The organism is Pseudomonadota bacterium (assembly GCA_039028935.1).
Taxonomy (GTDB): domain Bacteria; phylum Pseudomonadota; class Gammaproteobacteria; order Steroidobacterales; family SZUA-146; genus SZUA-146.
Window position 1 is genome coordinate 56,752 of the sequence record JBCCHD010000010.1, and the last position, 26,401, is coordinate 83,152.

The window sequence follows — 26,401 nt, forward strand, 5'->3', positions numbered from 1 at the left end:
TCGCGCCGCCTCCCCATGTAGCGCGATCTACTCACGACTGCTAAGCTGATCGCGCCTTTCTGCCGGATAACGCACCATGAGCGGACGCCTTACACTGCCTGATTTTGCTCTTGAAACGTACTTCAGTCAGTGGGAATTTAAGGCACGCTATCACCTCACCGCCTCAGACGCGGAGTCGATGTCGACGTCGGCGCTATTGGCGCTCGGCACCGAGGAAGATCGAGTCGCGTATCACGACCTGCACTTGGGTTACACCCCAACCTGGGGCACAGACGCGCTGCGCAGCGCAATCGCTGACACCTATGACGGTATTGGCGATGAGCAGGTCTTAGCCTTTGCCGGTGCCGGAGAAGCCCTGTTTTGGGCGATGCAGCTGTTCGTTGAGCCAGGCGACCATGTGATCGTCAACGTGCCCAATTACCAAAGCATCGAATCGGTGCCCGTCGCGAGCGGGGTGTCGGTGGAGGGCCTACCGCTTTGGCAAGCCGACCAAGAAGGCTGGCAGCTCGATCTAGATCGATTAACCCATATGCTGCGCCCGAATACCTCGCTCGTTTCGGTGAATTTTCCCAACAACCCAACCGGATTTGTACCCGACCAGGACACGTGGGCGGCATTCAACGCGTTGTGCCACGCGCGCGGCATTCGGGTGGTCAGTGATGAGGTCTATCGCGGCGTCGAGCTTGATCCAGCCCGCACGTTGCCAGCAGCCGCGTCAATCAACCCCAGTGCACTGTCGGTTTCGGTGATGTCTAAGGCCTACGGGTTGCCAGGACTTCGCGTCGGTTGGGTCGCCAGTCAGGACACTCACGCTTTAGCCAAACTGGAGCGCGCCAAACACTACACGAGCATCTGCAATTCCGCGCCCAGCGAGCATCTTGCGGGCGTGGCGCTGCGCAATGGCGATCGCATCCTCGCGCGAAACCGCGCGCTCATTCAACGCAATGACGACGCGGTTCGCGCGTTCGTCACGCAGTATCCCGTGTTTGATTACCGCACACCCGACGGCGGCTGCGTTGCGTTTCCACGCTATCTGGGGCCCGGTAGCGCCGACGCATTCTGCACCCGAGCGGTGGAACAGGCGGGTGTCTTGTTGTTACCCGCACACGTCTATCGCTCAACGCTGGTCGATGTGCCGCAAAATCGATTTCGAATTGGCATTGGCCGCGCCAACGTGACCGAGTCGCTCGCCGCATTGGGCGCACATTTGGTCAGCTAAACGCCTATCACCGGTCGGATTTATCGCGCAGAGAAATCCGCGCGGTGCAGAAAGTCGACCGCATGTTGGCGCAGCACAGTGAGACTGCCATGAAAGAAATGGCTCACGCCATCCAGCATCACCAACTCCGGAGTCGGTGATTGCTGTTCGGCCCATCGCTTCACCAACTGAGCATCCACCAACTCGTCCGCGCTACCTTGAATGACAAGCCACGGCACCGTGATCGCTAAGTCGTCCGGCACGCCCAGTCGACCGACCGGAGGTGCCGCGGATAGGACGGCGGATATCGCGTTCGAGGGGTAATTACGGCTTGCCAGACGCAACGACACGCCTGCTCCGAAGCTAAAGCCCATGAGCACCAGCGGCGCATTAAAGCGTGCGGTCATAAGCTCACAAGCGGCAAGCGCGTCGTCCGTTTCGCCGCGCCCTTCGTCATAGTTACCTTCACTTTTACCCACACCGCGGTAATTAAAACGCAGAGCTGGCCATCCGTTGTCGAGGGCACTGCGCGCCAAGGTGTGCACGACTTTATTGAGCATAGTGCCTTGAAACTGTGGATGCGGATGGCATACAACCGCCACGGCAGCGGGTGTCGCCGGCAACGACTCGGGTAATTCCAACATCGCTTCGAGTGCCCCAGCCGGCCCATCGAACAGGAAACGCTCCGTTTCAACGACCATTAATCACTATCGCTCGTGTCCGGCTCACGTGCCTCCACTTCGCGCGGCGGCGCATAATACAACAGCGTATCACCCGGCAGCGGCTCGACTTCGGCATCCACTGAATAAAACTCGATCTTGCCGTCGCCCCGCTGCACAAGCAGCACGATCGCGCCGTTGGGACAGTCACCCAGAAAGTCGCTGTACGAGTAACCCTCACTGATGCGCGTGCGATAAAAGGTCCAACCACGCACATGGCGTTGCCAGAGTTTTTCAAATACCGCTTTGGAACTGAACGCGACACGTCCACGCAAAGGTCGCGCCACGCCGCGTGGGTCGTCGTCTCCCTGCCCGTCTCCCATGGCGAGTTGGAATACTTCCCGACGCCCCACTTCGGGTGCAACGGCAGTACATACCAACGCGTTATAGGCGTCGTTGCTCGTCGCCGCAAACACATGCCCGACGTGGCCAACCTCAAGACTTTCTTCGGCAAAGTCCGACAATATTTCGCCATAAAACACATCGACACCAGCGAGTCGAGCAGGTCGCAAGTTGTGCCATGAGGTGTCGGTGATCATGCAGCGCACATTGAGCGCTTTGAGTTTCTTTGCAAACGCAACCGTCCAGGGCGAGGCCCCGACGATGAGCACGCTATCGCGGACTTTTGACACGAGATTAAGCCGTCTGGCCACCCACCCGATGGTGGATCCGTGCAAAATTATGGTCGCAAATATCACTAAGAACACAAGCGGTAACAACGCCTCCGCGCCTTCGTAACCGGCCGCTTCAAGACTGGGGCCCATCACACCGGCTGTGGCCGCCGCCACAATGCCGCGCGGCGCGATCCAGCTTAAGATCGCGCGGTCGCGATAGTCCATATCGCTGCCAAGTGTCGCCAATAAAATCGTTGCGGGACGGCATAAAAATAAAATCGCTGCGACCAGCGCCGCTCCCCGCCAGGTGATGCCAAGCAACACGTTAGGATCGAGGTTGGCCGTCAGGACCACAAACACCACGGCGACCAACATCACCGTGATGTACTCCTTGAAACGTTTCATGTCCTGAATGCCGGGCAAGTGCATATTGCCGACCACAATCCCCATCACGGTGACGGCGAGCAGCCCCGCCTCGTGTTGCAGCAAGTTAGAGGTCACGAACACGAGCAGCACAAGACCCAGCATGACCGGCGGCTTTAGATACTCCGGTACCAATCCAAGTTGAAACGCCTTTCCGGTCAGCCAGCCGCCCAGACCGCCGAGAATGAGTCCCGATGCCAGCGCGAGGGCAAGACCGGTCACCACGGACGCCCAACCCGAACCTTGTCCCGCGTAAACCAGAAACTGCAGAACCAGCACCGCGAGCAATGCGCCAATGGGGTCATTGACGATGCCTTCCCATTTAAAATACGCAGCGGTGCGTCGATTGAGACGAGCCTGACGCAACAGCGGGATAATGACGGTCGGTCCAGTAACCACCATGATCGCACCGAACACGGCGGCAACCGGCACACTGAGACCACCGATAAAGACGGCCGCTGCGGTGGCAAACAGCCAGGCGAGCGGCGCGCCCAAATAGACCAGTCGACGGACGCCCACAGCAGTGGTTTTCAGTTCGTTGAAATGCAGGCTCAATCCACCTTCGAAGAGGATGATCGCCACACAGAGGCTCACCACCGACTGAAGGTGGTTGCCAAACAGTTCACGAGGAGTAATTAAGCCGGTGACCGGACCGACAATCAGGCCCGCCAGAGCCAACAACACGATGGCCGGCAGTCGAAATCGCCACGCCATCCACTGCGCGCCCACACCGAGCGCGACGAGCGACACGAGGGCAAAACTCAAATGATGTGTATCCAAGACAAAGACCTTTGCCAATGACGGGTCCTACCGTAGCCCTCACGCGGCCCCAGTGCAACCTCCAGGCAACTTTCACAAACTATTGCGGCGTAACGGATTTATGGCGCTTATTGCGGTCTACCGTGCGCTAGCCGCCCCGACCTTAAACCCGCGCCGGGCCCCGCAGAGGGTCGAGAATCACGACGGTTCTCCGACGATCGGTGGCCGGCACAAAGAGGCTGTTGCTCGAGACCAATATTGCCCATAATAGGGTCGGGGCGAATAGTGACACCGTTCGGCCCTACCCTGCCCGTTGGCCCAGAATAAGGTTTCATGGTTCTAAGCACTCACCGCGGCGCGGTCATACTCCTTGGCGTGTGCCTGCAAGTCATTATCACCACGTTGTTTCTTTGGCGCGTGGTGCCGTACGTGGAAAGCCGTCTTGAGCAAGACAGCCAACAACTGCTGCAAGAGGCCAATCTCTCCTGGGCGAGGGTGGACGCCGACGGCCGGGATCTGCAAGTGAGCGGCATCGCACCCAACGGTGCGCTTAAGTCACGCGCCGTGGGACTGGTCGAATCGGTCGCCGGGGTTCGTCGAGTGAAAGACGAACTTCTGGTCGCGGCAGCTCGCGCACCGCAACTGGCGCCAGAGGAAGCCGAACGTCGCGCGCGCGAATTGCTGGCGGATATCGAAGACGATGCGCCAATTTTTACACTCGACCTGCCCTATGAACTTCACCTGGAAGTGGAGGCGGCTGTGTTGACGCTGAGCGGACTGGTGCCGGATAACATCGCCAAAGAAAGTGTACTGAATCTTGCCAACCGCGCGTTTGGCGACGGGCGCGTCATCGACCGATTACTCGTATCACCGGGTGCCCCCGATGGCTACTTGGCCGCGTCCACACAGGCACTTGCCGCCGCGCGCGAGCTCAGTCGCGGCATGGTGTTGGTGAACGATCATGAAGTGATCGTGCAGGGCCTGAGTGGCTCAAACGACAGTCGCGAAACACTCGAAACACTCCTCAGCAACTTGCCCGAAGACTACGCGCCCAATATTCAGGTCGGTGATGAACAGGAATTGCAGGCACTGCTTCGCGTTCACCCTAGTCTGGCGGCTAGAGTGGGCACAGTTGGCACGCGTGCCGAGGACAACACCGTTATCGAAACCGTGCGCGTACCCGTACAGCAAACCACCAACACGCGAACCGACGTAACGCAGGCCATGGCAAGCGCACCGTGTGCGGCGGCCATTCGCACCCGCCTAGCCGAACAGCACATCGGCTTTGATACTGGTAGTAGTGACATTGATTCGGCCAGTCAATCGCTCATGCAAGATCTTGTGCGCATCGCCAAACAGTGCCCACAGGCAGTACTCGAAATTGGCGGTCACACCGACGACCTCGGAACGCGGGCCAACAATTTGGCGCTGAGCCAGCGGCGCGCCGAGTCAGTTATGGAATTTTTTGTGCGCAATGGCGTATCCCTGAGCCGACTTCGCGCGGTGGGCTATGGCGAGGAACGACCTTTGGTCGAAAACACCACCGCCGAGCGCCGCAAGATGAACCGACGAATCGAATTTTCGTTGCTTGACGAGAGTTAACCATGCTGCATTTCTCCGGCGTCATTTTACTGATCATTTTGCTCACGGGCCTGCTGTGGTTCTGGATTGGCTACTGGGTCGCCAGTATCGAACGCACGCGCCGTCTCAAGCAGCGCGAAACCGAGTGGCACCATCAGCTGAATACGTTGCGCCGAGATCGGGATGCGTTCCGCGATCAGGTGGAAGTGGCACACGGTAAGATTCGCGTTCTCGAAAACCGCCGCGCGGACGGCAAGTCACCCCCGCGCTCACCAGAAGACGAAGCGGCCGCGAAAGCGGTTACCGTCAAACTCCAAAGTCAACTGGATCGCGCTCGCAAGCAACTGAGTGGATTCTCGCAGCAAGTCGACGCGCTCAAACAGCAGAGCCTCGCGCGTGAAGACGTGTTGCAACAAATCAAAAAGAAACTCACGGACACATCCCGCACGCTCCACGACCGAGAACAGCAGCTAGCCCGGCTCGACAGCGAAGCCGAATCGGCCGCGGTAGGCGACGACGCCACGCAAATTCAGCGCCTTCGTGTGCGCCTGCAGTCGGCCACCGATGCTGCGGAACAGGACAAACAGCGGCTTGATCACACGATTGAAGAGCATATGCAGACCATTGGCGCGTTGCGCTCGGAACTGGCCAAGCGCGATACCCAAACAGGCACTCACGACAACGCGCAAATCTCGGCGCTGCAGCAGGAACTCGATGAGCTGAAGCAGGAGAACCACGATCAATTCGAGCGCATCGAGCAACTTTCGCAGGGTAATCGGGTCGTCGACCACCAGCGTGAGCGACTCACACAGCTCAAAGAGGCACTTCGAGAACAAACGGCTAGCAATGAAACGCTCACGCAGTCGAATACTGAGCTCGAAGCTAAATTAAATGAACGCAATGCCCTCATCAAACGACTCAAGACCAGCCACGTCGACGAGTCTGAACTGGAGAAGCGCCAGCAAACGCTAAAAACGGTGATCGAACATCAGGAACTCACCGTCGAACGGTTACGCGATGAGGCCCGCGAACGCAATCTTCAGTATGAGCGCGAGCTGAAAGAATTGCGCGACGCAATGTCCGCCCAGGACGACATTGTCGCGCAACTGCGCGTTGTGCTCGACAAGCCTGCGCGCGCCAAATCCGCAGCGGCAAAGAAACCCACCGAATCGGCCCCCGACGCGCCACACTCCGGCGATCTCTTTGCGCAACTGGATGAAGACACCCCAAGCGATGCAACCGCGCCGGTTGTTGAGCTGTATACCGAAGCGCCCGATCAACCGGATGACCTAAAAAAAATCAGTGGTATTGGCCCCGCGTTTGAAAAGGCGCTGAACAACTTGGGGCTTTATACATTTGATCAGATCGCCGCACTGACACCCAATGATATTGAGTGGGTCGCCCAAGAACTGCGCTCGTTTCCCGATCGCATTATCAATGGCCGCTGGTCGGAACAGGCGAAACGCCTCATCGACGCTCGATAACGAAACGTAAACGTCAGACTCGATCGCGTCCGCGCCAGCACGACGACGCCGTGTCCAACACGCGATGATGAGTAAGTCGCACCGGTCGCCGAGCTAGGCGTTGCGTTCGATCAACTCGATCTTATAGCCGTCAGGATCTTCGACAAACGCGATGATCGTCGTACCGCCTTTAACTGGACCTGCTTCGCGCGTAATCACACCGCCGCGCTGTCGAATGCGCTCACAGGCCGCTGCCACATCCTCGACGCCGAGCGCAATATGACCGAACGCCGTACCCAGCTCGTATTCGCTCACTCCCCAATTATAGGTGAGCTCAAGCACCGTATGCCTTTCCTCATCGCCATAACCGACAAAGGCGAGAGTGTATTGGTAGGCATCGTTGTCCGACCGTCTGAGCAACGTCATGCCCAACACGTCGGTATAGAACGCAATGGACCGATTGAGATCGCCAACTCGAAGCATCGTATGGAGCATTCGCATCATTAAACCCCTAGTCGTTCGTGCGCAACGGCACTCAACGCCACCGCACTCGCCACCACCTGAATCGATGAATTAGTTTGGTCGTTTATGGATCACGCCGCCTTTCATCACAAAGCGCACTTTGCGCATGACGCCGATATCGTCAAGCGGATCACCATGCACGGCAATAATATCGGCAAGGAAATCCGGTTCAATGCGCCCTAAATTATCGAGTTCCAGAAACTCTGCTGCGACGGAAGTGGCCGACTGAATAGCGGTCATCGGCGGCATACCCGCTTCGACCATCAACTCAAACTCGCGTGCATTGTCCCCATGCGGCGACACGCCGGAGTCGGTGCCAAACACAATACGAACTTCCGCGTCATACGCACGCGCGAACGTCTGCTTAATGATCGGACCAATCTGCGCCGCTTTCACGCGCACAATTTCGGGAAAATACCCGTCGATTTGCGCTTTTTCGCCCACCCACTCGCCGGCAAGTATGGTTGGCACATAGAAAGTATTGTGTTTACGCATTAGGCGCATGGTCTCATCGTCCATGAACGTCCCATGCTCAATGGATCTGACGCCGGCACGAATCGCGCGTTGCATACCCTCCTTGCCGTGGGCATGTGCCGCAACCATGAAGCCATAGTCGTTGGCGGTGCGTACGATCGCCGCCACCTCTTCTTCGGTAAACTGGGGATTCTGGCCGTTACGCGCTACGCTCAGTACGCCCCCCGTTGCGGTGATTTTAATCAGATCCGCACCATCTTTATAGCGCTGTCGCACCGCCTTAGCGGCGTCTTCAGGGCCATTGATGACGCCGGATTCAGGACCCGGATTTCCGCGCAGATCGGGCCGCCAGCCATTGGTTGGATCCGCGTGACCACCGGTCGTCGCCAGCGATTTGGCCGCGGTAAAGATGCGCGGCCCCGGTAGCGCGCCACCGTTGATGGCGTTTTTCAGTGCCACCGTCGCATTGTAGGCATCCCCGAGATCTCGCACGGTGGTGAACCCCGCTTCAAGGGTTCTGCGTGCGTTACTGGCGGCAAACAGCGCGACATCGGCTTCGGATTTGATGAAACGATCGATATAAGACCCACGCCTGAGCTGCGTAGACAGATGTGTATGCATGTCCATCAGACCGGGCATGATCGTATAGTCTCGAAGATCAATGAGCGTCACACCACGATCGGGTTCTTCGTAGCCATTGCGCACGGCCACAATGCGTCCTGACTCAACGATCACGGTCTTCTCAGTCTGTACGCGATCACTGACGCCATCGATCAACTTACCCGCGTGTATCCAGGTAACGGCCGTCGCGGAAGACGCCAATAGCAGTGATGCCAGAAACGCCGCAAACTGAAGACGCACGATCATTGCAGCGCCTTGGTATCGACTTCGTGCAGCTCAATGTCAAAGACCAACGTGGAATTAGGCGGAATGGTATTGCCAAACCCACGCGCGCCGTAAGCCATACTCGGCGGAATGATGAGCGTACGCTTGCCGCCGGTTTTCATGCCGAGCACACCGACATCCCAGCCCGTAATCACCTGTTGCCGACCCAGCACAAAACCGAAGGGTTTGCCTCGATCGATCGAACTATCAAATTGCTTGCCCTTGTTGCCCAAAGCGTCTGGATCAAACAGCCAGCCGGTGTAGTCTACGGATACTTTGGCGCCCTGGATCACCTCATCGCCTTCGCCGATTTTTTGGTCGCGGCTTTCGATCGAGGCCGTTGCGAGCAATTCAATATCAAAAACCAGTGTGGCGTTGGGAGGAATGCGATTGCCCGCACCGCGCTTGCCGTACCCAAGCTCGGCAGGAATTATTAACCGACGCTTGCCGCCGACACGCATGCCCACGAGACCTTGGTCCCAACCCTTGATTACCCGACCCTGCCCAAGAACCAATTCAAACGGGGTATTGCGCTCAACGGATGAGTCGAACTGCTCTCCGAGTAGATCGTCCGCGGTTTCGTCATAGAGCCAGCCGGTGTAGTGCACTGCGACGGCCGAACCCTCTTGCGCGGTGTCGCCCTCACCGACCACCTTATCTTCAATAACAAGCTCGCCCGTTGAGGCCGGTGCGACGGCGCTCGGACCGGTCGCGTCATCGCCTTGTCCGCAGCCGACCACACACAGCACCAACATCGCGATATACAGTATCTGTCGTTTTACGTTCATGATTTTTCCCGTGAAATGGATGATGTAGAAATCGGATACAGCTTTGTCTGTGCGGTCTAGGCATGACAACCGCGAGCACGCTACGGCATCAGTCTCAAGCACGCGACGACTTTACACGCTGAAAGCGCTCGCTGCCGCTGAGCCTCGACGATTAACTTCATGGCCGAAAGACGGCTGCCCATGCACCGAACGATTAGTCCATTCTCTGGCATAAGAGCTGCATGACCGGCGCAAAGGCTGTGCCAGAGACCGACGTCGCGGCTTCGTAAGTCCATTGAAACTGGCGCGGTAGAATATTGTAGAACCGAATACGCACGGGGCGATTGTCGCGTACCGAACTGAGCAGCATCTCATCGCCCGCCACGCCGCCGGACCACAATTCGAATGAGGCTTGCACCGTATTGGTCCACGATACGTTCCAGGTGCCGGTTTGCGCATTAAACACGCGTAAATTCGTGGCAATGCCTTCGGCGAGAAGGTCCTGACCCTCCGGCGTCCAGATGTCCTGAACGGCCAATCCATTCAGCGTATAGAAAAACGTCCAAAGAATGTCATCGGGTCGAGTCCGCCAGCTGCCATCTGGTCGACGTTCATTGACGCCACACCGCCAGCGTCCGGCAAACCGTCCAAACTGATCCAGCTCCGGCGGCGCGCTAGTGTGCGGCTGGCCAAACGCGGCGACGGGCTTGGCCGGCGCCGTGGGCGGTGTCGGTTCTGATACACACGCCGTCAGGCACAGCATGAACAGCGCCAGAATGCCATAACCAAACGGTTGATCCCCTCTCGGTTCGCGCGGCAGCGTCGATATAGAGCGAAACATCACGGTTAAATAAAATCGCTGCGGTATTCAAGCCGCATACAGCCGACGCCCGACGCGACTAGAGCCAGCGTGGCCAGCCAAGCGCCACTCAATGCCATAAACAAGCCCAAGATGACCAACGTGACACCAAGCAAATAGAGCGTGGGCCCAGGCACGATGTTGTGCGTCTGCCGGCGGGCCGCAGCGACTAGAAAATTGATGGCCACCATCACCAGACATAGCGCAACGACCCCACACAGCGCCCAAAAGACCCGGTCATGCGTACTGATTTCGAGCGCGGGTAACGAGTCAGACAATAGGCGAAACACGACCCAAAGCAATGCCGCCCCCCCACTGAGAAAGACCAGACCGGTCGCGCTCAGGCTCAGACGTAACCACATTGGTGCACGGTTCATGGTTGACCGTTCACCGTCAGTTGTCTTTGTCTTTTTCATCGTCGTCATCGTCGCCGGTGGCCACGTCAATGACCGCACCGCCGACCTTGAACGGCACTTTGGCCACCTCGATCGCGGCATCGGCGGTTTGCCCAACCACCATGCCAACGCAGCCACTAACCGGGATAAGCATCATGACAAGAAACGCGAGCACGTAGATTCGGCGCATAGCGAGGCATCCAGTGATAAACCGGAGCCTAGAATATCGTAATTGGAAACGGAGTGAAAACCGATGCCTTGACGCAACAGGCGATCAATCGAATAAGGCGTTGTTCGCCCCGATCAACCCCGCGTAATCGATGTTAAGTGGATTCTGCCCGGAATCAAGACAAACTCGCTCGCCCAGTGCCGCGTTAAACGCCGACCAATCGTCGACACCGAACACATCACACAAGCCCTTGTTGGCATTACCCGCACGCATATTGATAAACAGATCCGTTCCGGTGACAAGCTGCTTCTCCGCATAGCAAAGCGTACGCGGATACCAGTAATTCTGCATCGAATCCTCGTGAAATACCGAATGGACATGCAGTACAAAATCGGCCTGAATCACATCATCAAAGCGCACGTCACCACGCTCGACGCGCGCCTTTAAAAGATCAGCAGAAACCGACGTGCGCGCGAGCTTCAATCGTCGCTTCCGAAATACATCCAGCGACCGATGGAAGCCGTCGAATGCCGAATAGGTTGCGGCGATAGGGCGGGTGTGACTGAAACGGTGATTGAGTAGTTCGCTCAACTCCGGCCAACGCTCTGCGCGAAGCAGAACCGCAACCGTACTCACAAACAGCTCCCGCGCGACAAACGCGGGTGCATCACGCCAAAGATACGCTTGATCATTGGCCGCCGACTGTTTCAGCGCCAACACCTGCTCGAGAAACGCAATGATCGGCTCGCTTTCCAAGGCACTGTGGGTCGCCAATTCGTTCAGCAATGTGCGATAGTCTTGCGCGCCATGTCGAGTCGCGTCGATCAAAGCCAGCACGCGTGCATCAAAGGCGCCTTCCCGCGCACGCCTCTTGTGCAGGCTGCACAGCGACTCTGCGAGCACCGACAGACAGGACCGTACGCTTTGCTGCGCGTGTGGCCGGTCCTGCCGCAAGGCATCGAGGGCTAAGCTGAGTTTGCTCTGAAAAGAGCGCCGCTCGCAGGCATAATCGGTGACCACAGGCGCGGGTGCCGACGCGCGGGCTGCATCAGAATCCGCTCCAACGGACTCTGCCTCCGACGATGAAGAACGGCTTGTGTCGAACGCGATGGCGGCATCCTGATTCATCACCACACCGTATCAAGTCACCGCGTGTCTCGACGTGCCAAAAGTCTAACTTTGAGGAATGGATCACCCGATCAGCGACCGGTGTCCGGCCGCACGCCGCCATCTGATTATGTTCGTTTGCCCAAACAAAAACGGCCCCGTAAAACGGGGCCGCGAGGGTATTCGTTGTGTTGTTGCGATTATTCGCCGCAGGCTTTGCGCGCGACTTGATCGAGGTCACCGTCTTCAACGGTGCCGTCGCCACGCGGTCCTTCATAACTCCACACGCCGTTGGCTTTTTCCACCATCACAATCGCCTCACCGTTCGCACACTGGCCGTGGTATTCGGTCGCGTTACCCGCCGCAGAGTAACTGTGCTTGATGCTATACGCGCTCGCTGCAGGAGCCAGCAGGAGTGTGCCGCTGAGTAACACCGCTACCATCTTTTTCATGCTCAAACTCTCCAAATGATTCTAAAAGTGCCAGTCGCGCGGTTAATCGTAAGCGCAGACTGCACACCAAAATTTTAACCAGTTCTCACTTTTCGCAATGGCGATCGACGACTGGACATAACTATTGCGCGCCACAATTTAACCAAAACTCTTTTTTTCATGCAAGTCTGATGCTTAGGCGCAACACATCGAGCGATTTCGCACAAAAGTGCGATCTGCACATGAAAAAACAGAGAAATCCCGGTATTTAGCCTTGGTCAACAGGCGATGCGATCGATCGCTCAATTGTAAAACCTTGCAACCAACATCACGAACAGCCCCACGCCGCACACTCAAGGGTCACACGGACCACCATAACCCCAAGGGCTGACGTCAACCCAATATCCAGAAGGTGAGGGAGTATTAGCGTCCTGGCGGTGGATTCGAACCACGTGTCCAGAGCCGCTTGCCGTACTTGCAAAACCCTCGGACATTCGACAGTCGCGTATCGATATTGTCTTCTTGAGACAGGATGTCGCCTTTGACCAACTTTTCAAGGTGCGGCGCGAGCACTTTTCCGCCGCCCCCGGTGATCAATACTTTATCCATATCCCAATCGTTCGCCCAAATGCGGTTGGCTTCGTTTGCGATTCGTGTCGCTAACTGTGAGAACGCGTGTTCCTTAATCAACGTTAAATCAAACTTCTTGCCATGAATCTTGATCGACCCGGAATCAACGGCGTCGTACAGTCGATAAAGCTCAACCGACACGCCGCTCGATTCATGCAGCTTGGTGGCAATGGAGGTGAACGCCTTGGAAATACCCATATCGAGCGTCCGGCTACCACGCTCTGAGTAGCGCGTGCGATCGGCGATCGTAAAATCGGTAGTGCGGAAGCCCACGTCAATCACGCCGATTTTTTCATCCATGAAACGGCGATCGCGCACCTCCCCAATATCGTTGAGCATCAAATTCATCACCGCACCAAATGGCTGGGGCACCACGCGCACGTTACTGATGCGAATGACAGTCGGCGTCTTTTCTTGATTCTGATCGACGACCTGCACTTCGTGCTGACCTTTGAGTATGTCGACAATCTGCTTTTTGTGTTTGCGGTAGTAACTGACCGGCAATCCCGCAACCAACTTGATGGGATCCTGGCGGTTTACCATCCGCGCGAGCGGTACCAGCGCCAAGATTTTGGTGAAGTCCGTGACAAACTGCGCCTGGTCGAGCGTGTGGAAGCGTTCGACGCTCTGTCGCTCGGCTAGCTCGCCGGCAAAATAACTAACGCCATCAATTTCGATTTCGAGGTGCTCTTCCTGGTCAGCGCCGGACAGCAGCTGCTCTTTGAACTGCAGCTCACTGGCCTCACCATAGACCGACTTGAACACAATGGACCGCTTGCCATTTGAGGCTTTGGTGAAACCAAAGCCGATATCGAGGCCGATCACTTCCATATTGCACCTTATGTGAACTGCTTAATTAAGGCGCGTTTTTAGCATGCGAGACAGGCCCGGTCAAAGGTTTGGCGACGCCCAACCGATATCATCGGGCAGGCATGGGGGCGGACCCACGTGCTAAGTCGAATCTGGATCGATCGTACGCTCGCTATGAGCGGCGTTATCGGGGAGCGCGCGTAGGCTGGCGGTAGCGGCCGCAACGGCCATTGATACCCACAACTCACGGGACTCGTCTGACCAGTTGTTCTGGCGTGACGGACTAGCGTTGGAAACGTCGCGATCAACATTGCTCGACATACGGATTCTCTTTTGAGTTAACGATGTGCGCAGACTAGCCTCGCCACTCATCAAAATCCGTAAACGCGATCACAAAAAAATACCGAATTTCTGGGCCTATCCATCATGCTAAAAACTGTTTTTTCATAACATGACCAATCGAATGACGCGGTTCACACAACACGCCGCTATCGATAGTTAGCCGCCCGTTTTTCCACGTTCGACATAACCGCTTCAATTTGGTTTGGCTGACCGAGTAGTTCTTTTTGCAGTACCGCTTCAAGTTCCAAACCATGACGCGCATGGGTTCGCCAAGAGTCGTTGAACAGTCGCTTTGCGCGTCGTGTCGCGTCGGGACTTTTTGAGGCAATTTTCTGAGCGAGCGACAGTGCGTGTGCCTGCGGGTCTTCGTGTAATGACGTGAGTAACCCCAGGTTGACGCCTTCCTCTGCGCCCACCGATCGACCGGTAAACGTCAACTCTTTGAGCACATCAAGACGCACCGTGTGCAATGCCGTCTGGGTCAGGCTCATATCCGGAACGATGCCCCATTTTATCTCCAGCACTCGCATATCAACGTCCGGAGCACCCACGCGAATATCGGCAGCCATCGCGAACTGCAGCCCGGCCCCGAAACACTCACCGTGCACCGCCGCGACGACGGGCTGGGGCACCTCTTGCCACACATACGCGGCGCGCTGCGCGAAATTCGCGGGACTCTTTTCGCCGGTTTCAAATGCTTTTTGCATAAACGTGCCGTCCGACATCAGACTTGTCACGTCAATGCCTGAGCAAAAACATCGACCCGCGCCCTGCAACACAATCGCGCGAACATCATCTCGTTCGGCAAGCGCGTCACCGGCATCGATCATGCCTGAAAAAACCGATTGATCGGCGGCATTGAGTTTTTCAGGGCGGTTCAGCGTGACGATCGCTACGTGATCCTGAATGTCGATGAGAATTGAGTCTGCCATGGTGTGCTCCGGTCGATCCGCAGTGAATAAGAAAATTGTCAGGGGTGCGGAGCCGATTAACGGAACCCACGCACCGCCATGCGCCGAACGATAACACTATCAGGTGGCGCACACCTACCGTGGGCGGACGCGTCGTTCAGCTTGCCTCGAGAAAGGCGTTGATGGCAGCTGCCGTTTCGTCGACCGCGCCATCCAAATGCAGATGATGATGCCCGTCAATAACGTCAGTGCGCCCATTAATTAAGGCGCTTTCACGCTCACGCATCAACGGAAACTGTTTGCTCATACCGCGACTGGCTACCAAATTGAGAACGGGCGCTTCAATCGACCCGACCAGGTTGAGCGCGGCTTCCGGCGTGAGGCGGGTCGGTGATGCCTGTTTGAGCCGTGGATCGGTCGTCCAGTGCCAGTACGGCTGGCCCTGTTCGTCCTTCTGCTCACGTGCATTTCGCTCAACAATCAGTTTAAGCGCCGCTCGATCTATGTCACTCGAGGTTTCCGCACGGCGCGCAAGTAGCGCATCGAGACTGGCATAACGACGCGGTGGAGATGCGGGCCGTAAACTTTGCGTGATGGCACGACCCAGTTGGCGCGCGGTATTGTCGGCCGGCTCAACATAAGGTCCCAACCCATCGATAATGATGAGCTGACTTACCGCATCGGTGTGGGCCGCAGCAACCAACGTCGCGATACCGCCTCCCATCGAATGCCCCAACAGAGCGAATCGCTCCGCTCCGAGTGTCTGGGCAGCGTGAGCGACATCCAGCGCATAGTCCGCGTGGAAATAGGCGCAGCCCTCAGGGCGATGCGACGAGCGGCCATGACCCGGTAAATCGAGCGCCACCACATAGTGCGACGTTAGGTGTGGCGCAAGCGGCACGAAACTGGCGGCATTGTCCATCCAACCATGTAGTGCGAGCAGCAGCGGACGCGACGGGTCACCAAAGGCAAGCGCGCTAAGCTGCATGCCGCGTACAGCAAGCGTCAGTTCGCGTGGGGAGGCATTAGAAGTCATCGGCGGACCTTTAAGAACAACTGGACGCCAAGATTAATCGGCGCGCACCTCCTGCGCCAGTAACATTTGCTTGCGGGCCAATCCCCAGTGATAGCCACCCAAACCGCCATCTCGGCGAATCACACGATGACACGGAATGACCAGTGCAACAGGATTGGCCCCCACCGCTGATGCCACGGCTCGCGTTGCGGAGGGCTTACCAATCTGACGCGCTACCGAGGCGTAATCGCACAGCGTCCCGCGCGACAGTCCCAGCAACGCGCGCCACACCTGAACCTGAAAATTGGTGCCTTTGACCCATAGCCTCAGCGGCTGGATCGAGGTGCCGTTCACGCAGTCCAACAACGTCGAGGCGGCCTGTTCCGCGACGGCTTGGTCTGCGATCAGCTCGGCTTGCGGAAACGTCGTTTGCAGTCGAGACAGCCCGTCTTTGCCCTGCGCCCCATCGACAAAGCCGAACTGGCAAACGCCTCGTTCCGTGAGCGCGAGAAACGCGCGTCCAAACGGCGTATCGATTTGGCCGTGACGGATGGTCAGGTCGGCGCCCTGGTCACGAAACTCGGCGGGCGTCATCGCCTCCAGCGTGACGAAATGATCGTGTAAACGACCGGGCCCGGACAGTCCAACGTCAAGCGCGGTATCGAGTACGGGTGGTGAGGCTTCGGGGTTGTTGAGCAGTCGCTTGGCTTTTTCAACCGTCAACGCCTGCAGAAACTGCTTCGGCGTAAGACCCGTCATCGAACGAAAAAGGCGATGCAGATGACCGTCGCTCACACCTAGCGTGCGCGCCACCTCCGCCAAACTGGGCTGCGCGTTTTGATGATCGCGAAAGTAATCGATGGCCGCTTCAACCAATTCGTAATCGGTACGCGCGGCAGTAGCAGTGACGGTGTTCATGCCGAGCACTTTAACCAACCCGATGCCGCACAGCCACCCGAATCCTGATTCGCGTTACTCCCTCTAAAAGGCAAACGGCGCCCGCTTGGACGCCGTCGCACAAAGTTGTTGGCCGAGGCCGGCGCCGCCGTGAGCATGGGGTATGCCGAGCAGAATCCACCCGGCGACCCCCCGTGCCTGGGAGCGCGCGACCTAGTCCGCGGTCAAGCGATAAATTTCACTGTTACCGCCAAACGCCAGCTCGATGTAGTAGAGCTCTCCATCAAAGTCCTCCGCAAAGGCCACGAGCGACAAGTTGGTGGCGATTCGCTCACCCATGTAATCGCCCTCAAACAGCCCCCAAATGCGTCCGCTCACAAAGTCCCCAAACAGATACGTGCCCTGCAGCGCCGGGTAAGCGCTGCCGCGATACACGTACCCGCCTGTGACCGAACGGCCCAGCGCATGGACGTAGTCGTATTGCGGTTGTTCGAACGTCTGGGTCAAATCGCACAGTGACGTGTTAAACGTATTAAACCCTTCGAAACAACGCCACCCGTAATTGCCGCCATTAGAGATGATGCTGATTTCCTCCCGCGCGTTCTGCCCCACGTCACCGACCCACAGTAGACCCGTGTCGCGATCGAAACTGAATCGGAACGGATTCCGCACGCCCCAAGCATAGATTTCCGGGCACGCCACCGTGCAATCGGCGTTCGAGGCAAACGGATTGTCCGAGGGGATGAGATACGTGATGCCTTGATCGATCTGCGCCTGCGTCACATCGATATCGAGCCGCACAAAGGTCGACAGCAAATTGGTCGTGTTCTGCCCGGCGTTTTGGGTGTCGCCCCCGCCACCGCCGTCGCCGAGACTCCAGTACAAATAGCCATCCGGACCAAACGACAAGTCACCGCCGTTATGATTCGCGAAAGGCTGGTTAACGGCGATCAACACCACTTCCGAATCCAGATCGGCAATCGCGACGCCGTCGCTGTTTGGCGCGGTGTCAAAACGCGAAATGCGCGAAATTAACGGCGTCGAAAAGTTGGGCCCTTCCGTGGTGTAGCTGATGTACAAATAACCGTTTGTTTCGAAGTCCGGATGGAAGGCAAAACCCAGCGCACCGCCCTCAAAATTGGTGTCGACCAACGCGCTAAATTCCAGAACACTCGTTGACCCTTGGGCGTTATCCTGCTTGTCGAACGCGAACACCGCGCCCTGCCGCTGCAAGCCGTACCACCGCGAACTATCACCAGGGGCTTGTTTGAGACGCATGAGCGAGCCGGTGGGCACGCCGGCATACACACGCTCGCCGCTCAGCGTGAGATTCGAGGCTGCAACGCCGCTGGGTCCTGGCGCGCCCAAAAACGAATTCGTGAGCAGGGTGATATCCAAGAAATTTACAACGCCGTCATTATTGAGATCGAGCACCGGATCGGTACCGAGAAATCCGGCAGTCAATTGCGCGTAATCGATAAAGTTGATCACGCCATCATTATTGAAATCGGCATCGCAGGCGTTGCCGTAACCATCGCCATCAGCGTCGGTTTGATCCGGATTGGCTACCCCCGAACAATTGTCCGCGGCATTGTTGATTGAGTCGTTATCGCGGTCGGTATCGAGCACGACAGCGTGTGCGCTTCCCATCAGCAGCCACGCGGCTGCGAATGCGAACCCGCCTTTGCGCAGAATAGAGTTAGTCATGTTGTCCCCCAAAGTACGAACAGTAAAGCGATTCAGAAAGAGAGTCGTATACGGCCGCCGCGTGTTTCTTGTGAACACGTTGGACGAGCATCTTTAAAAACGGCCTCGACGAGTACGGTATCACGGGTGCCACCACATTCCAGCGTGGCCGATGCGCCGCGATGCATATGAGATGGATCCGTGCAATCGCGGGAAGTTTACGGATCAAGACGGATCGTCAATCGCGGCGACGGCGGTGACATCCGCAAGTAACGCGCCAAGATCAGCCGCCACTTCCTCGGGCCGAGGCCCATCGATTTCTTCGAGCATGACGGCGCCAGAGGCCAGGTCGATACTCAAAAAGCGCGCGTCATCGACCAGCGCAAAGAACAGGGTGAGGGGTTCGCGCACGCGCTTTTTTTCTAATGAGTGCCCGAGCAGATTGTGCATCAGGTTGTTTTGGTCTTCGTCGTTCCAAAGCTGAAGCAATTCGAACGGACGCTCACCCCAGATAACGGGAATCGACGCAGACCAATAGCGCCCGTAAAACGCCGCGCACGCCTCGGGAATGTCGATTTCTAGGGCCCGCGAAAGGCCATCGAAGGTCAGCGGGTCATGGCGCCGCGTGGGTTGCCAAAATGCCTCATCACCCTCTGTTCGTACGATCGCGAGCGACGGCCACTCCGAGTCGTGTGGCACACTCGGCAACCGATTGTGGCGTCGCTGTACGGCGGCAACGTATTCGGTCATCAACCGATCCAGCGCGTGATAAATGTCGTTCACTAAGGACTCTCGGTGAGCGGTACGTTTTCGCTGCCCGGCACGCCATGATGATGATGGAAACGCCACTCGCGTGCAGCAATATAGTCGCGCAGCGTATCGGACTCGGCCTCAAGCGCGTGCATGCGCTGCTGCACCACGTCACCGATGCTGATGACACCGCACAATTTGCCTTGGTCGAGCACCGGCAAATGGCGCACTTTGTTATCGGTCATACACGCCATGACAAACAACAAGTCGCTGGCCGGCTCGCAGATGATGAGCTCGCGCGTCATGATCTGACTGGCAGGCTGCGTCAGTGCCTCGGCGCCGACGGCCGACAGCCGGTACACCACGTCTCGCTCCGATACCAGACCGACGAGACGGTCATCGTCATCGATGATTAGCACCGCACCGATACGCCGTGTTTGAATCAAATCACAGATATGTTGGACGGGTTCGTCGGGTCGTGCGGACACCACACGTGTGCCCTTACGATTGAGGATTGTTTGCACCGTATCGCGATAACGCCAAGCCTCTCCATGCGCGCGGTGCGCGGCCGCTTCCAGCGCGCTATCCAAGTGCTCATGCGCGTCAACGCGCCCGCGTAATTTTGACAACATCGCACCGACCACCGGCAACGGGGTCAGATAGTCGGCACTGAGTGTCAATCGGGTTTGGTCATCAACCTGATCGACGCGCCACGTGAAGGACGCCACACGAAAAGGATGGGCACGCGGCTGCTCAACGGTTGCGCGAATTGATCGGCGGCCTGTTGAGCCGTTGTCGTCGAGTTCTGTCACGACCATGACAAAGCGCCGCGAGCGATCGTCGACCGCTTCCACACGCGTTATGTCATTGTCTTTTTGCGCAATCTGCAAACGCGCCAGGCCATCAAACAGGTTCGACCAATTGGCGGGGTTGCTGACCGTGCGCCACACCATCGGCAAGGGAGCGCTAATCATGTGTGATTGCTGATAATTGATCATTCTCCGATCCTGTTGCTGACGAGGCGGTCGTTCTGCTTCCGAAACCGCATAAACAAATCCTTGTTTCGGTTAGTAAAAGACGCCAATGCGCCACCCGAATCTTTTAGCAAATCCATGCTTTAATTTCCATGTGCGAACCCTGTCGTGCATGACAGGCGCTCAACGTGAGATCCACGCCAATGTCGCCGCCCGAATTGTAAGTTATGGTCAACTCTATGATTTTACGTTAAAAATAGAAAAACCCGACTTGCATTTAATAATCTTCGATTCATACTAGGGCGCACAACAATAATGAAAAGCTACGGTCTGGCACGGAAAGTCAGGCTAGTGGATTAACAACAAAGAGTTCATTCGCTCGAGGCGCCTACGGCATGGTATCGATCGTCCATTTGCGACCGTCAGCCCAGCTCGCGAAGCGAAAAGAGCTTGCCAAGGGGCTCTCATGAAACACGCAGGTATCGTCCTGGCGTTTCTTTTGTGTGTAGTGGCTGTCGCCGATGACAACCGCACATCGGATTCGCTCGACCTAACACTTTCCAAATCGCTCACACTCGACCCGTCCGGCGAGAAACCCGATCCGGTTCCTACGCTGAGTGCGTCCGACACCGCGCCGGTTGAGTATGGGGCACAGCCTGCCTCATCATCGAACGGTATTCATCCAGGCTGGCTCGCTGTATTTTTGCTGGCGCTCCCTTTCATGTTCTGGCTCGGTAAGCGTCAACAACAGCACGCGGTTGCCGACGGACTGCTCGTTCAGACTTCCCTGCGCTCTCGAATCGATGAACTCAAAGAGGCGGTCATCGAGAGCGGTTCAGGCCCTCGCGAGGAATGGCAGTCAACGCTCGCCACACTGCAATCGCAATTGCGCGAAAAATCGACCTACATCGATCAACTGCACGACTCAAATGGTGCGTTTGCTCATCAGGTGGAGACGCTTGAACAATCGATCGAAACGCAGCACGAAGTGCATGCGCAAATCGAAAAAGATCATGCGACAACGCTGGTCTCAGAAACCACCGCGTTGTCCGAGAAGCTCCTGGCCGAGTTCAACGATGCTCAAGCGGAGCTTCAAGCGCAGTTAAAAGTGACCGAAGAATCACTGACAGCCGACCTGGAGGCCACTACCGCCGAATTTGAGCAACGCATCGAAACGATTGAACAAGCCCGAGACGATGCCATCGAATCGCTCAAGCGTGAACACCAGGCGGCCATCGGCGCCCTCGAACAAGAACGCGACGGCGCGGTCGACAATACTCGGACCGCCGCTCTAGAACGCGATGAACTCCAGGCCCAATTGGAGAAAAGCGACGCAGCACTTGACGCGCAGCAAGCCGAAACAGCGCGCGTGTCAGACGAATTAATGTCACTGCAGTCGGACAGGGAGTCAAACGTCGCGCGCATTGAGTCACTCTCGGCTGATAACGCCAAGCTCGATGCCGCACTTGCCGAGCGCGGCGAGTCACTCTCCGCGCTGCAGGCTGACCACACACAGCTCGAACAATCCTTGCAGACCGTGCGTAACGAGGTCGAGGAACTAAAAACCGCCCACGCCGAGGAATGCGCGGCGCTAAACCAAACTGCTAACGAGACTCGCGTGGCGCTGACCGAAGAAGTCGATGCACGCGACCAAACCATTCAAGCGCGTGACGCGAAGATCATGGCCTTATCGGAGGAATTGGTCGCGGCACAGTCGACCGCCCAAGCCGACGCCGAGGAGCGCGACATCGAGCTCGCGGCGATGAATGCTCAGCTCGAGGCGAATGCCGACGCCGAGAGCCAACTCAAAACACTCGAGCAAGAACACGAGAAAGCCACTCGCGATCTCGCCGAGCGTGCCAAGCAGATGGACAAACTGAATGCCGCCTTGGCCGAATCGCGTCACGCGCTCGCTGACCTGGAGCCACTCCGCCACGACCTCGAGTTGCGCAATCAAGAGCTGGACACGCTCAAGACTGTGGTCTCCGAAACCGATGCGGCTCTGATCGATGCGCGCGCACAGGTTGAGCAACTCGGCGCGCAGCAAGTCGACATCGACGCGCTGAAGGCGCAATTGACCGCGGCGACCGAACAACTCGAAAAAGAATCCAAACGCGCCGACGACGCCCAGCAAACCTGCACGGCGCTCCAAGAGAAGATCGGGCAACGCGAACGCGAGAACACGGTTTTGCGCAACAACTTGCGCGGCGAGAAAGAAGACAACGCAACGAAAAAACAAGCGCTCGAACAGCTTGAGAAAAACGTCGAAGAACTGGAATCTACCCTCGAGATTCAGCAACTTGAAAACACTCAGACGCTGGCCGCGCTGGACAGCGCCACCGACCAGACAGCGGAACTCGAGGCGCGTGTCGAGCACACTGATTTACTCGATACGCACATCGTCGAACTCGAGCAACAGTTGGAGGATGAGAAAACCCAACGGAGCAAGGCTGACGCGCGTCTGTCTCAGACCACCATCCAACAAAAGAGTCTTATTGAGCAACAGGCGGAACGCAACGCCTCATTGGAAAAAGAGCTGGAGTCACTCAAGCTCGCGATGGCAAATCGCACACAGTCAAATGAGCACCTCAAAAAGACACTGGATCAGGCCCGTAAATATCGCGACGAACTCGAGGAAAACACACGTGACCTCGAACGCGAGAATCGCGAGCTGAGTAAATCCAGTAGCAAGATTCGACATGAACTCGACCAGTCACGACGCGCACTGCAAGACTCCGCCGGTAAGCTCGGTGATCGAGATGAAGAACTGCAGAATTTGCGTCAACAGCTCGGCGAGCAGAACGCCGAACTCGACAACGCACACACCGAACTCGAGTCTGTGTGGAAAAAAGTCGACGAACTCACCACGGCAATCGATCTGATGGAGAACGAGGTCGAGAATCAGCAGCACACGGTGGATCAAACAGAGATCGGGCAACAACTCGAGCAGACCCGTGCCGAGCTCAATAAGCGCACTCGTTTGCTTAGCGAGATGACCGGTGCTCGCGATGAGCACGAGCGCAATGCCAATGCGTTAAAAGACCAGCTTGATCGGGCGCAAAACGAACTGAACAAGAAAAATAGTCGGGTCAGCACGCTGGGCTCGCAGCTGGTCGCTCTGAACGAGCAGCGCGAACAACATTTGGCGCAGATTTCTGAACTGTCGATGCAGGTACAAGACTACGAGGCCATGACGCCCGCGCCCCAGCTCCCCCCACCGGTCGAACAAGCCGAATCTCTTGACGAAGCACTGCGCGCGCGCGAGAACATTATTGCCGCGCTCGAAAAAGAGGTACAACGAGCGGATGTAAAAATGGCCGGACTGCAACAGAAGCTCGACGACTTAGAGATGGCGTCACGCGCCGAGGCGCAAGGAATACCGGACGGCGAATCGCTCAATGCTGCGCAAATCGACTCGCTTAAACAATCGCTGGTGGATAAAAGCCGGCTGGCTCAGTCACTGAGTAATGAACTCAAAGCCACTAAAGATCTGGTAAAAGTGTTTGAGAACGATTCGAACATGCTGCACGACACCGAGGTGGAGCTCACGTCCAAGCAAGAGCACAATGATTTTCTAGAACATGAGCTCGCCAAAGCGGTTGTCGAAAACAAAACACTCAAGAACGAATTAGAGAAAGCCGCGAAACGACTCGCCCGCCACCAGAACATCGGCCGCACCGTATCGGAGGATACTCGCGTCGAGCAACTGCAATCACGCCTGTCAGCGCTGGAAAGTGAAAATCGCGAGCAATTGGAAATGATCGCTCAGTTGCGTTCGGGTGATGCCCCGCAGGGTTAAGGCATCGGGCAAAACGTGCACTGCACGCTATGGAAAGTCGATCACCTCGTAGCGGCTAGTATTCTCGCCGCGGGCATGATGGAGGATAGCGTCAACCATTGCTCGGTTGTACCAGGGCACCACCTGTACCGCTCGGTCTTTGACCGGTTTGAGAATCGATTCAGGCCCAAATGGCTCAACCGCGACGATGGGCTTACCCAGCGCCCGCGCTAGGTCCATTTGGTACTGAACGAGATTGGCGTCTTCGACGTAAGACGATGAGAGGATAATGGCGATCTCGGCGTCCTTCATCTGGCGGTTCAATTCAGTCTGAATAGACTCGACACGACTGCCGGGAAACTTATCGGGCTCGCTCAAGTTGACATAAAAAAACGATTCGATATCCGAGATGTAATCGAAAAACCGCATGTAGTCATCGCTTTCTTGCCAAGTATGGCTCACAAACAGGCGATAAGGATTGTTTTCTGACATGTCCAACTCTCACAATGCCGCCTCTAAATCCGCAGTATTACGGCAAAATGGGCGCTTTATGAAAAAAGTATAGCAATACTGGCTCGCACTGGCACGGATTTGCTTTGTTTCGCCTAGCGCTTGTCACTTATAATAGTGGTTTGGCCAGTCAGACGCATCACACGCTCGGCTCAGGCACAGACCACACATTCTGGAGTTCAACATGTCTTCAATCACATTACAGCCCGATCCAACAGCGTTTGATTTTCTGTTAAAAATTCGGGCGCGCGCTGCGGGCAAAGCACTAACCGTGGGCCTGCCCGATTCCGATGTACACGCGTTTATGGAAACCGATGCATCCTTGCGCGCAGCTGTGACCGAAGCGTACGCCGCATTCGAACGACTGCTGGCCAGCGAACCCACAACATTCGATCAGGACGAAACCGATCAGGTGCAGGCTCTACAGCAGGGTTTCACCAACTTTTATGCCGACGACGCCATCTGCCCTTACGTGCCGCTAGCGGCGAAAGGACCGTGGATCATCACGACGATGGGGGCAGTCGTTCACGACAGTGGCGGTTACGGCATGCTCGGATTTGGTCATGCGCCCGACGCCGTACTCGACGCCATGAACAAACCGCATGTGATGGCCAACATCATGACGCCGAGCATCAGTCAACGAAACTTCATTGAGGCGATCGATAAGGAGCTGGGTCATCGTCACAGTCAGGGCAATCCGTTTACACGCTATCTGTGTCTCAACAGCGGCTCTGAGTCCGTATCACTCGCCGCCCGGTTATCCGATGTCAACGCTAAATTACTGACCGACGACGGTGCACGGTATGAAGGCCGACGCATAAAGATTTTGGCACTCGACGGTGCCTTCCATGGGCGCACCGATCGTCCCGCACAGTTCTCCGACAGCACACTGGCCACCTATTCCCGTCATCTTGCGTCTTTCCGTGACAGTGATCGACTCATCACTACGCCACCGAACGATATTGATGCGCTCGAGAACGTGTTCGCTCAAGCCAACCGCGACAACGTTTTTATCGAGTCCTTTTTTATCGAACCCGTCATGGGCGAAGGCAATCCGGGCATGGGCACCACGCGCGAATTTTACGATCGCGCACGCGCGCTTACCAAGCTGCATGGCTCGCTTTTACTCGTCGATTCCATTCAAGCCGGACTGCGCGCACAGGGCTGTCTATCGATTGTCGACTATCCCGGTTTTGAAGACTGCGACGCACCGGATATGGAGACCTTCTCCAAGGCACTCAATGCTGGTCAGTACCCCCTATCGGTATTGGCACTCACGGCGGAAACCGCCGAGCTCTACCGCAAGGGCATCTACGGCAATACCATGACCAGCAATCCTCGTGCACTCGATGTGGCCTGTGCGGTGTTGGCGGATGTGGACGACGCGCTGCGACAAAATATCCGTGACCGTGGCGTAGAGCTGTTTGAAAAGCTTCGCGCACTTGGCATCGAACTCGGCGGCGACCTGTATAAGGTGCAAGGCACCGGACTCCTGGCGAGTGGTGAACTGAATCCAGACAAATACAAAAGCTATGGAGCCAACAGCACCGAAGAGTATCTTCGCCGACGTGGCATCAATGTGATTCATGGCGGCCAGAACGCGCTGCGCTTCACCCCGCATTTTCGAATAACGTCCGAAGAAATTGATCTGATTCTAGCGGCGGTCAAGGACGCCCTGCTCAATGGACCACGTAAATAGTGTCTCGACGTTGTCGGTAAATCGGTCTTCTCA

General features: G+C 56.8%; 24 protein-coding genes. 5 read left to right on the forward strand and 19 right to left on the reverse strand.

What is annotated here, in order from left to right:
• Positions 1–76: 76 nt before the first annotated feature.
• Entirely contained in the window at positions 77–1,219 is a 1,143-nt protein-coding gene (locus tag AAF465_06860) for an aminotransferase class I/II-fold pyridoxal phosphate-dependent enzyme (GenBank protein MEM7082438.1), read from the forward strand.
• 20 nt (positions 1,220–1,239) lie between these two features.
• Here the strand turns inward: AAF465_06860 and AAF465_06865 are convergent, their stop codons facing one another.
• Both AAF465_06865 and AAF465_06870 read right to left on the reverse strand, forming a co-directional pair.
• Positions 1,240–1,899 carry an alpha/beta fold hydrolase gene (locus tag AAF465_06865; protein MEM7082439.1) on the reverse strand — a complete coding sequence of 220 codons (660 nt, stop codon included), beginning with the start codon at positions 1,897–1,899 and terminating at the stop codon, positions 1,240–1,242.
• Entirely contained in the window at positions 1,899–3,734 is a 1,836-nt protein-coding gene (locus tag AAF465_06870) for a sodium:proton antiporter (protein MEM7082440.1), read from the reverse strand. Before AAF465_06870 ends, AAF465_06865 begins: the two co-directional genes overlap by 1 nt.
• A 312-nt stretch (positions 3,735–4,046) precedes the next feature.
• Between AAF465_06870 and AAF465_06875 the strand changes: the two genes are divergently transcribed.
• Both AAF465_06875 and AAF465_06880 read left to right on the forward strand, forming a co-directional pair.
• On the forward strand, positions 4,047–5,315 hold the full coding sequence (locus AAF465_06875; GenBank protein ID MEM7082441.1) for an OmpA family protein: 1,269 nt from the start codon (positions 4,047–4,049) through the stop codon (positions 5,313–5,315).
• Positions 5,316–5,317: 2 nt separating this feature from the next.
• On the forward strand, positions 5,318–6,778 hold the full coding sequence (locus tag AAF465_06880; protein ID MEM7082442.1) for a hypothetical protein: 1,461 nt from the start codon (positions 5,318–5,320) through the stop codon (positions 6,776–6,778).
• Between the two features lie 93 nt (positions 6,779–6,871).
• Here AAF465_06880 and gloA read toward each other — a convergent pair whose 3' ends face one another.
• The 16 genes from gloA to AAF465_06960 form a co-directional block, all read right to left on the reverse strand.
• On the reverse strand, positions 6,872–7,258 hold the full coding sequence (gene gloA, locus AAF465_06885) for a lactoylglutathione lyase (GenBank protein MEM7082443.1): 387 nt from the start codon (positions 7,256–7,258) through the stop codon (positions 6,872–6,874).
• Positions 7,259–7,330: 72 nt separating this feature from the next.
• Positions 7,331–8,620 carry an amidohydrolase family protein gene (locus AAF465_06890; protein ID MEM7082444.1) on the reverse strand — a complete coding sequence of 430 codons (1,290 nt, stop codon included), beginning with the start codon at positions 8,618–8,620 and terminating at the stop codon, positions 7,331–7,333.
• Entirely contained in the window at positions 8,617–9,426 is an 810-nt protein-coding gene (locus tag AAF465_06895; GenBank protein ID MEM7082445.1) for an FKBP-type peptidyl-prolyl cis-trans isomerase, read from the reverse strand. The genes AAF465_06890 and AAF465_06895 overlap by 4 nt, the downstream gene beginning before the upstream one ends.
• A gap of 193 nt (positions 9,427–9,619) precedes the next feature.
• Positions 9,620–10,246 carry a hypothetical protein gene (locus AAF465_06900; GenBank protein ID MEM7082446.1) on the reverse strand — a complete coding sequence of 209 codons (627 nt, stop codon included), beginning with the start codon at positions 10,244–10,246 and terminating at the stop codon, positions 9,620–9,622.
• A 5-nt stretch (positions 10,247–10,251) separates the two neighbouring features.
• The gene (locus AAF465_06905) at positions 10,252–10,641 is read right to left on the reverse strand and encodes a hypothetical protein (GenBank protein MEM7082447.1); all 390 of its coding nucleotides are present in this window, start codon (positions 10,639–10,641) and stop codon (positions 10,252–10,254) included.
• Between the two features lie 16 nt (positions 10,642–10,657).
• A complete protein-coding gene (locus tag AAF465_06910) occupies positions 10,658–10,849 on the reverse strand; it encodes an NF038104 family lipoprotein (protein MEM7082448.1) in 192 nt (63 codons plus the stop codon).
• A gap of 84 nt (positions 10,850–10,933) precedes the next feature.
• Positions 10,934–11,956, reverse strand: coding sequence for a hypothetical protein (locus AAF465_06915; protein ID MEM7082449.1), 1,023 nt, complete (start codon positions 11,954–11,956; stop codon positions 10,934–10,936).
• Positions 11,957–12,135: 179 nt separating this feature from the next.
• The gene (locus AAF465_06920; protein MEM7082450.1) at positions 12,136–12,387 is read right to left on the reverse strand and encodes a hypothetical protein; all 252 of its coding nucleotides are present in this window, start codon (positions 12,385–12,387) and stop codon (positions 12,136–12,138) included.
• A gap of 402 nt (positions 12,388–12,789) precedes the next feature.
• The gene (locus tag AAF465_06925) at positions 12,790–13,827 is read right to left on the reverse strand and encodes a ParM/StbA family protein (protein MEM7082451.1); all 1,038 of its coding nucleotides are present in this window, start codon (positions 13,825–13,827) and stop codon (positions 12,790–12,792) included.
• 120 nt (positions 13,828–13,947) lie between these two features.
• Entirely contained in the window at positions 13,948–14,127 is a 180-nt protein-coding gene (locus AAF465_06930) for a hypothetical protein (protein ID MEM7082452.1), read from the reverse strand.
• Between the two features lie 167 nt (positions 14,128–14,294).
• A complete protein-coding gene (locus AAF465_06935; GenBank protein ID MEM7082453.1) occupies positions 14,295–15,080 on the reverse strand; it encodes a crotonase/enoyl-CoA hydratase family protein in 786 nt (261 codons plus the stop codon).
• Positions 15,081–15,216: 136 nt separating this feature from the next.
• On the reverse strand, positions 15,217–16,095 hold the full coding sequence (locus AAF465_06940) for an alpha/beta hydrolase (protein MEM7082454.1): 879 nt from the start codon (positions 16,093–16,095) through the stop codon (positions 15,217–15,219).
• A gap of 33 nt (positions 16,096–16,128) precedes the next feature.
• Positions 16,129–16,992 (reverse strand): methylated-DNA--[protein]-cysteine S-methyltransferase, encoded by an 864-nt coding sequence (locus AAF465_06945; protein ID MEM7082455.1) that lies wholly within the window; start codon positions 16,990–16,992, stop codon positions 16,129–16,131.
• Between the two features lie 192 nt (positions 16,993–17,184).
• Positions 17,185–18,678 carry a PQQ-dependent sugar dehydrogenase gene (locus AAF465_06950; GenBank protein ID MEM7082456.1) on the reverse strand — a complete coding sequence of 498 codons (1,494 nt, stop codon included), beginning with the start codon at positions 18,676–18,678 and terminating at the stop codon, positions 17,185–17,187.
• Positions 18,679–18,882: 204 nt separating this feature from the next.
• The gene (locus AAF465_06955) at positions 18,883–19,440 is read right to left on the reverse strand and encodes a SecY-interacting protein Syd (GenBank protein ID MEM7082457.1); all 558 of its coding nucleotides are present in this window, start codon (positions 19,438–19,440) and stop codon (positions 18,883–18,885) included.
• Positions 19,440–20,405: a CBS domain-containing protein gene (locus AAF465_06960; GenBank protein ID MEM7082458.1), complete on the reverse strand. Its 966-nt coding sequence runs from the start codon at positions 20,403–20,405 to the stop codon at positions 19,440–19,442. Before AAF465_06960 ends, AAF465_06955 begins: the two co-directional genes overlap by 1 nt.
• A 442-nt stretch (positions 20,406–20,847) precedes the next feature.
• On the opposite strand from AAF465_06960, the gene AAF465_06965 reads away from it, so the two are divergent.
• Positions 20,848–24,180 carry a hypothetical protein gene (locus tag AAF465_06965; protein ID MEM7082459.1) on the forward strand — a complete coding sequence of 1,111 codons (3,333 nt, stop codon included), beginning with the start codon at positions 20,848–20,850 and terminating at the stop codon, positions 24,178–24,180.
• A gap of 27 nt (positions 24,181–24,207) precedes the next feature.
• Here the strand turns inward: AAF465_06965 and AAF465_06970 are convergent, their stop codons facing one another.
• Entirely contained in the window at positions 24,208–24,651 is a 444-nt protein-coding gene (locus AAF465_06970; protein MEM7082460.1) for a TIR domain-containing protein, read from the reverse strand.
• A gap of 202 nt (positions 24,652–24,853) precedes the next feature.
• On the opposite strand from AAF465_06970, the gene AAF465_06975 reads away from it, so the two are divergent.
• Complete coding sequence (locus AAF465_06975) at positions 24,854–26,368, forward strand: aminotransferase class III-fold pyridoxal phosphate-dependent enzyme (protein MEM7082461.1); 1,515 nt, start codon at positions 24,854–24,856, stop codon at positions 26,366–26,368.
• Positions 26,369–26,401: the final 33 nt, after the last annotated feature.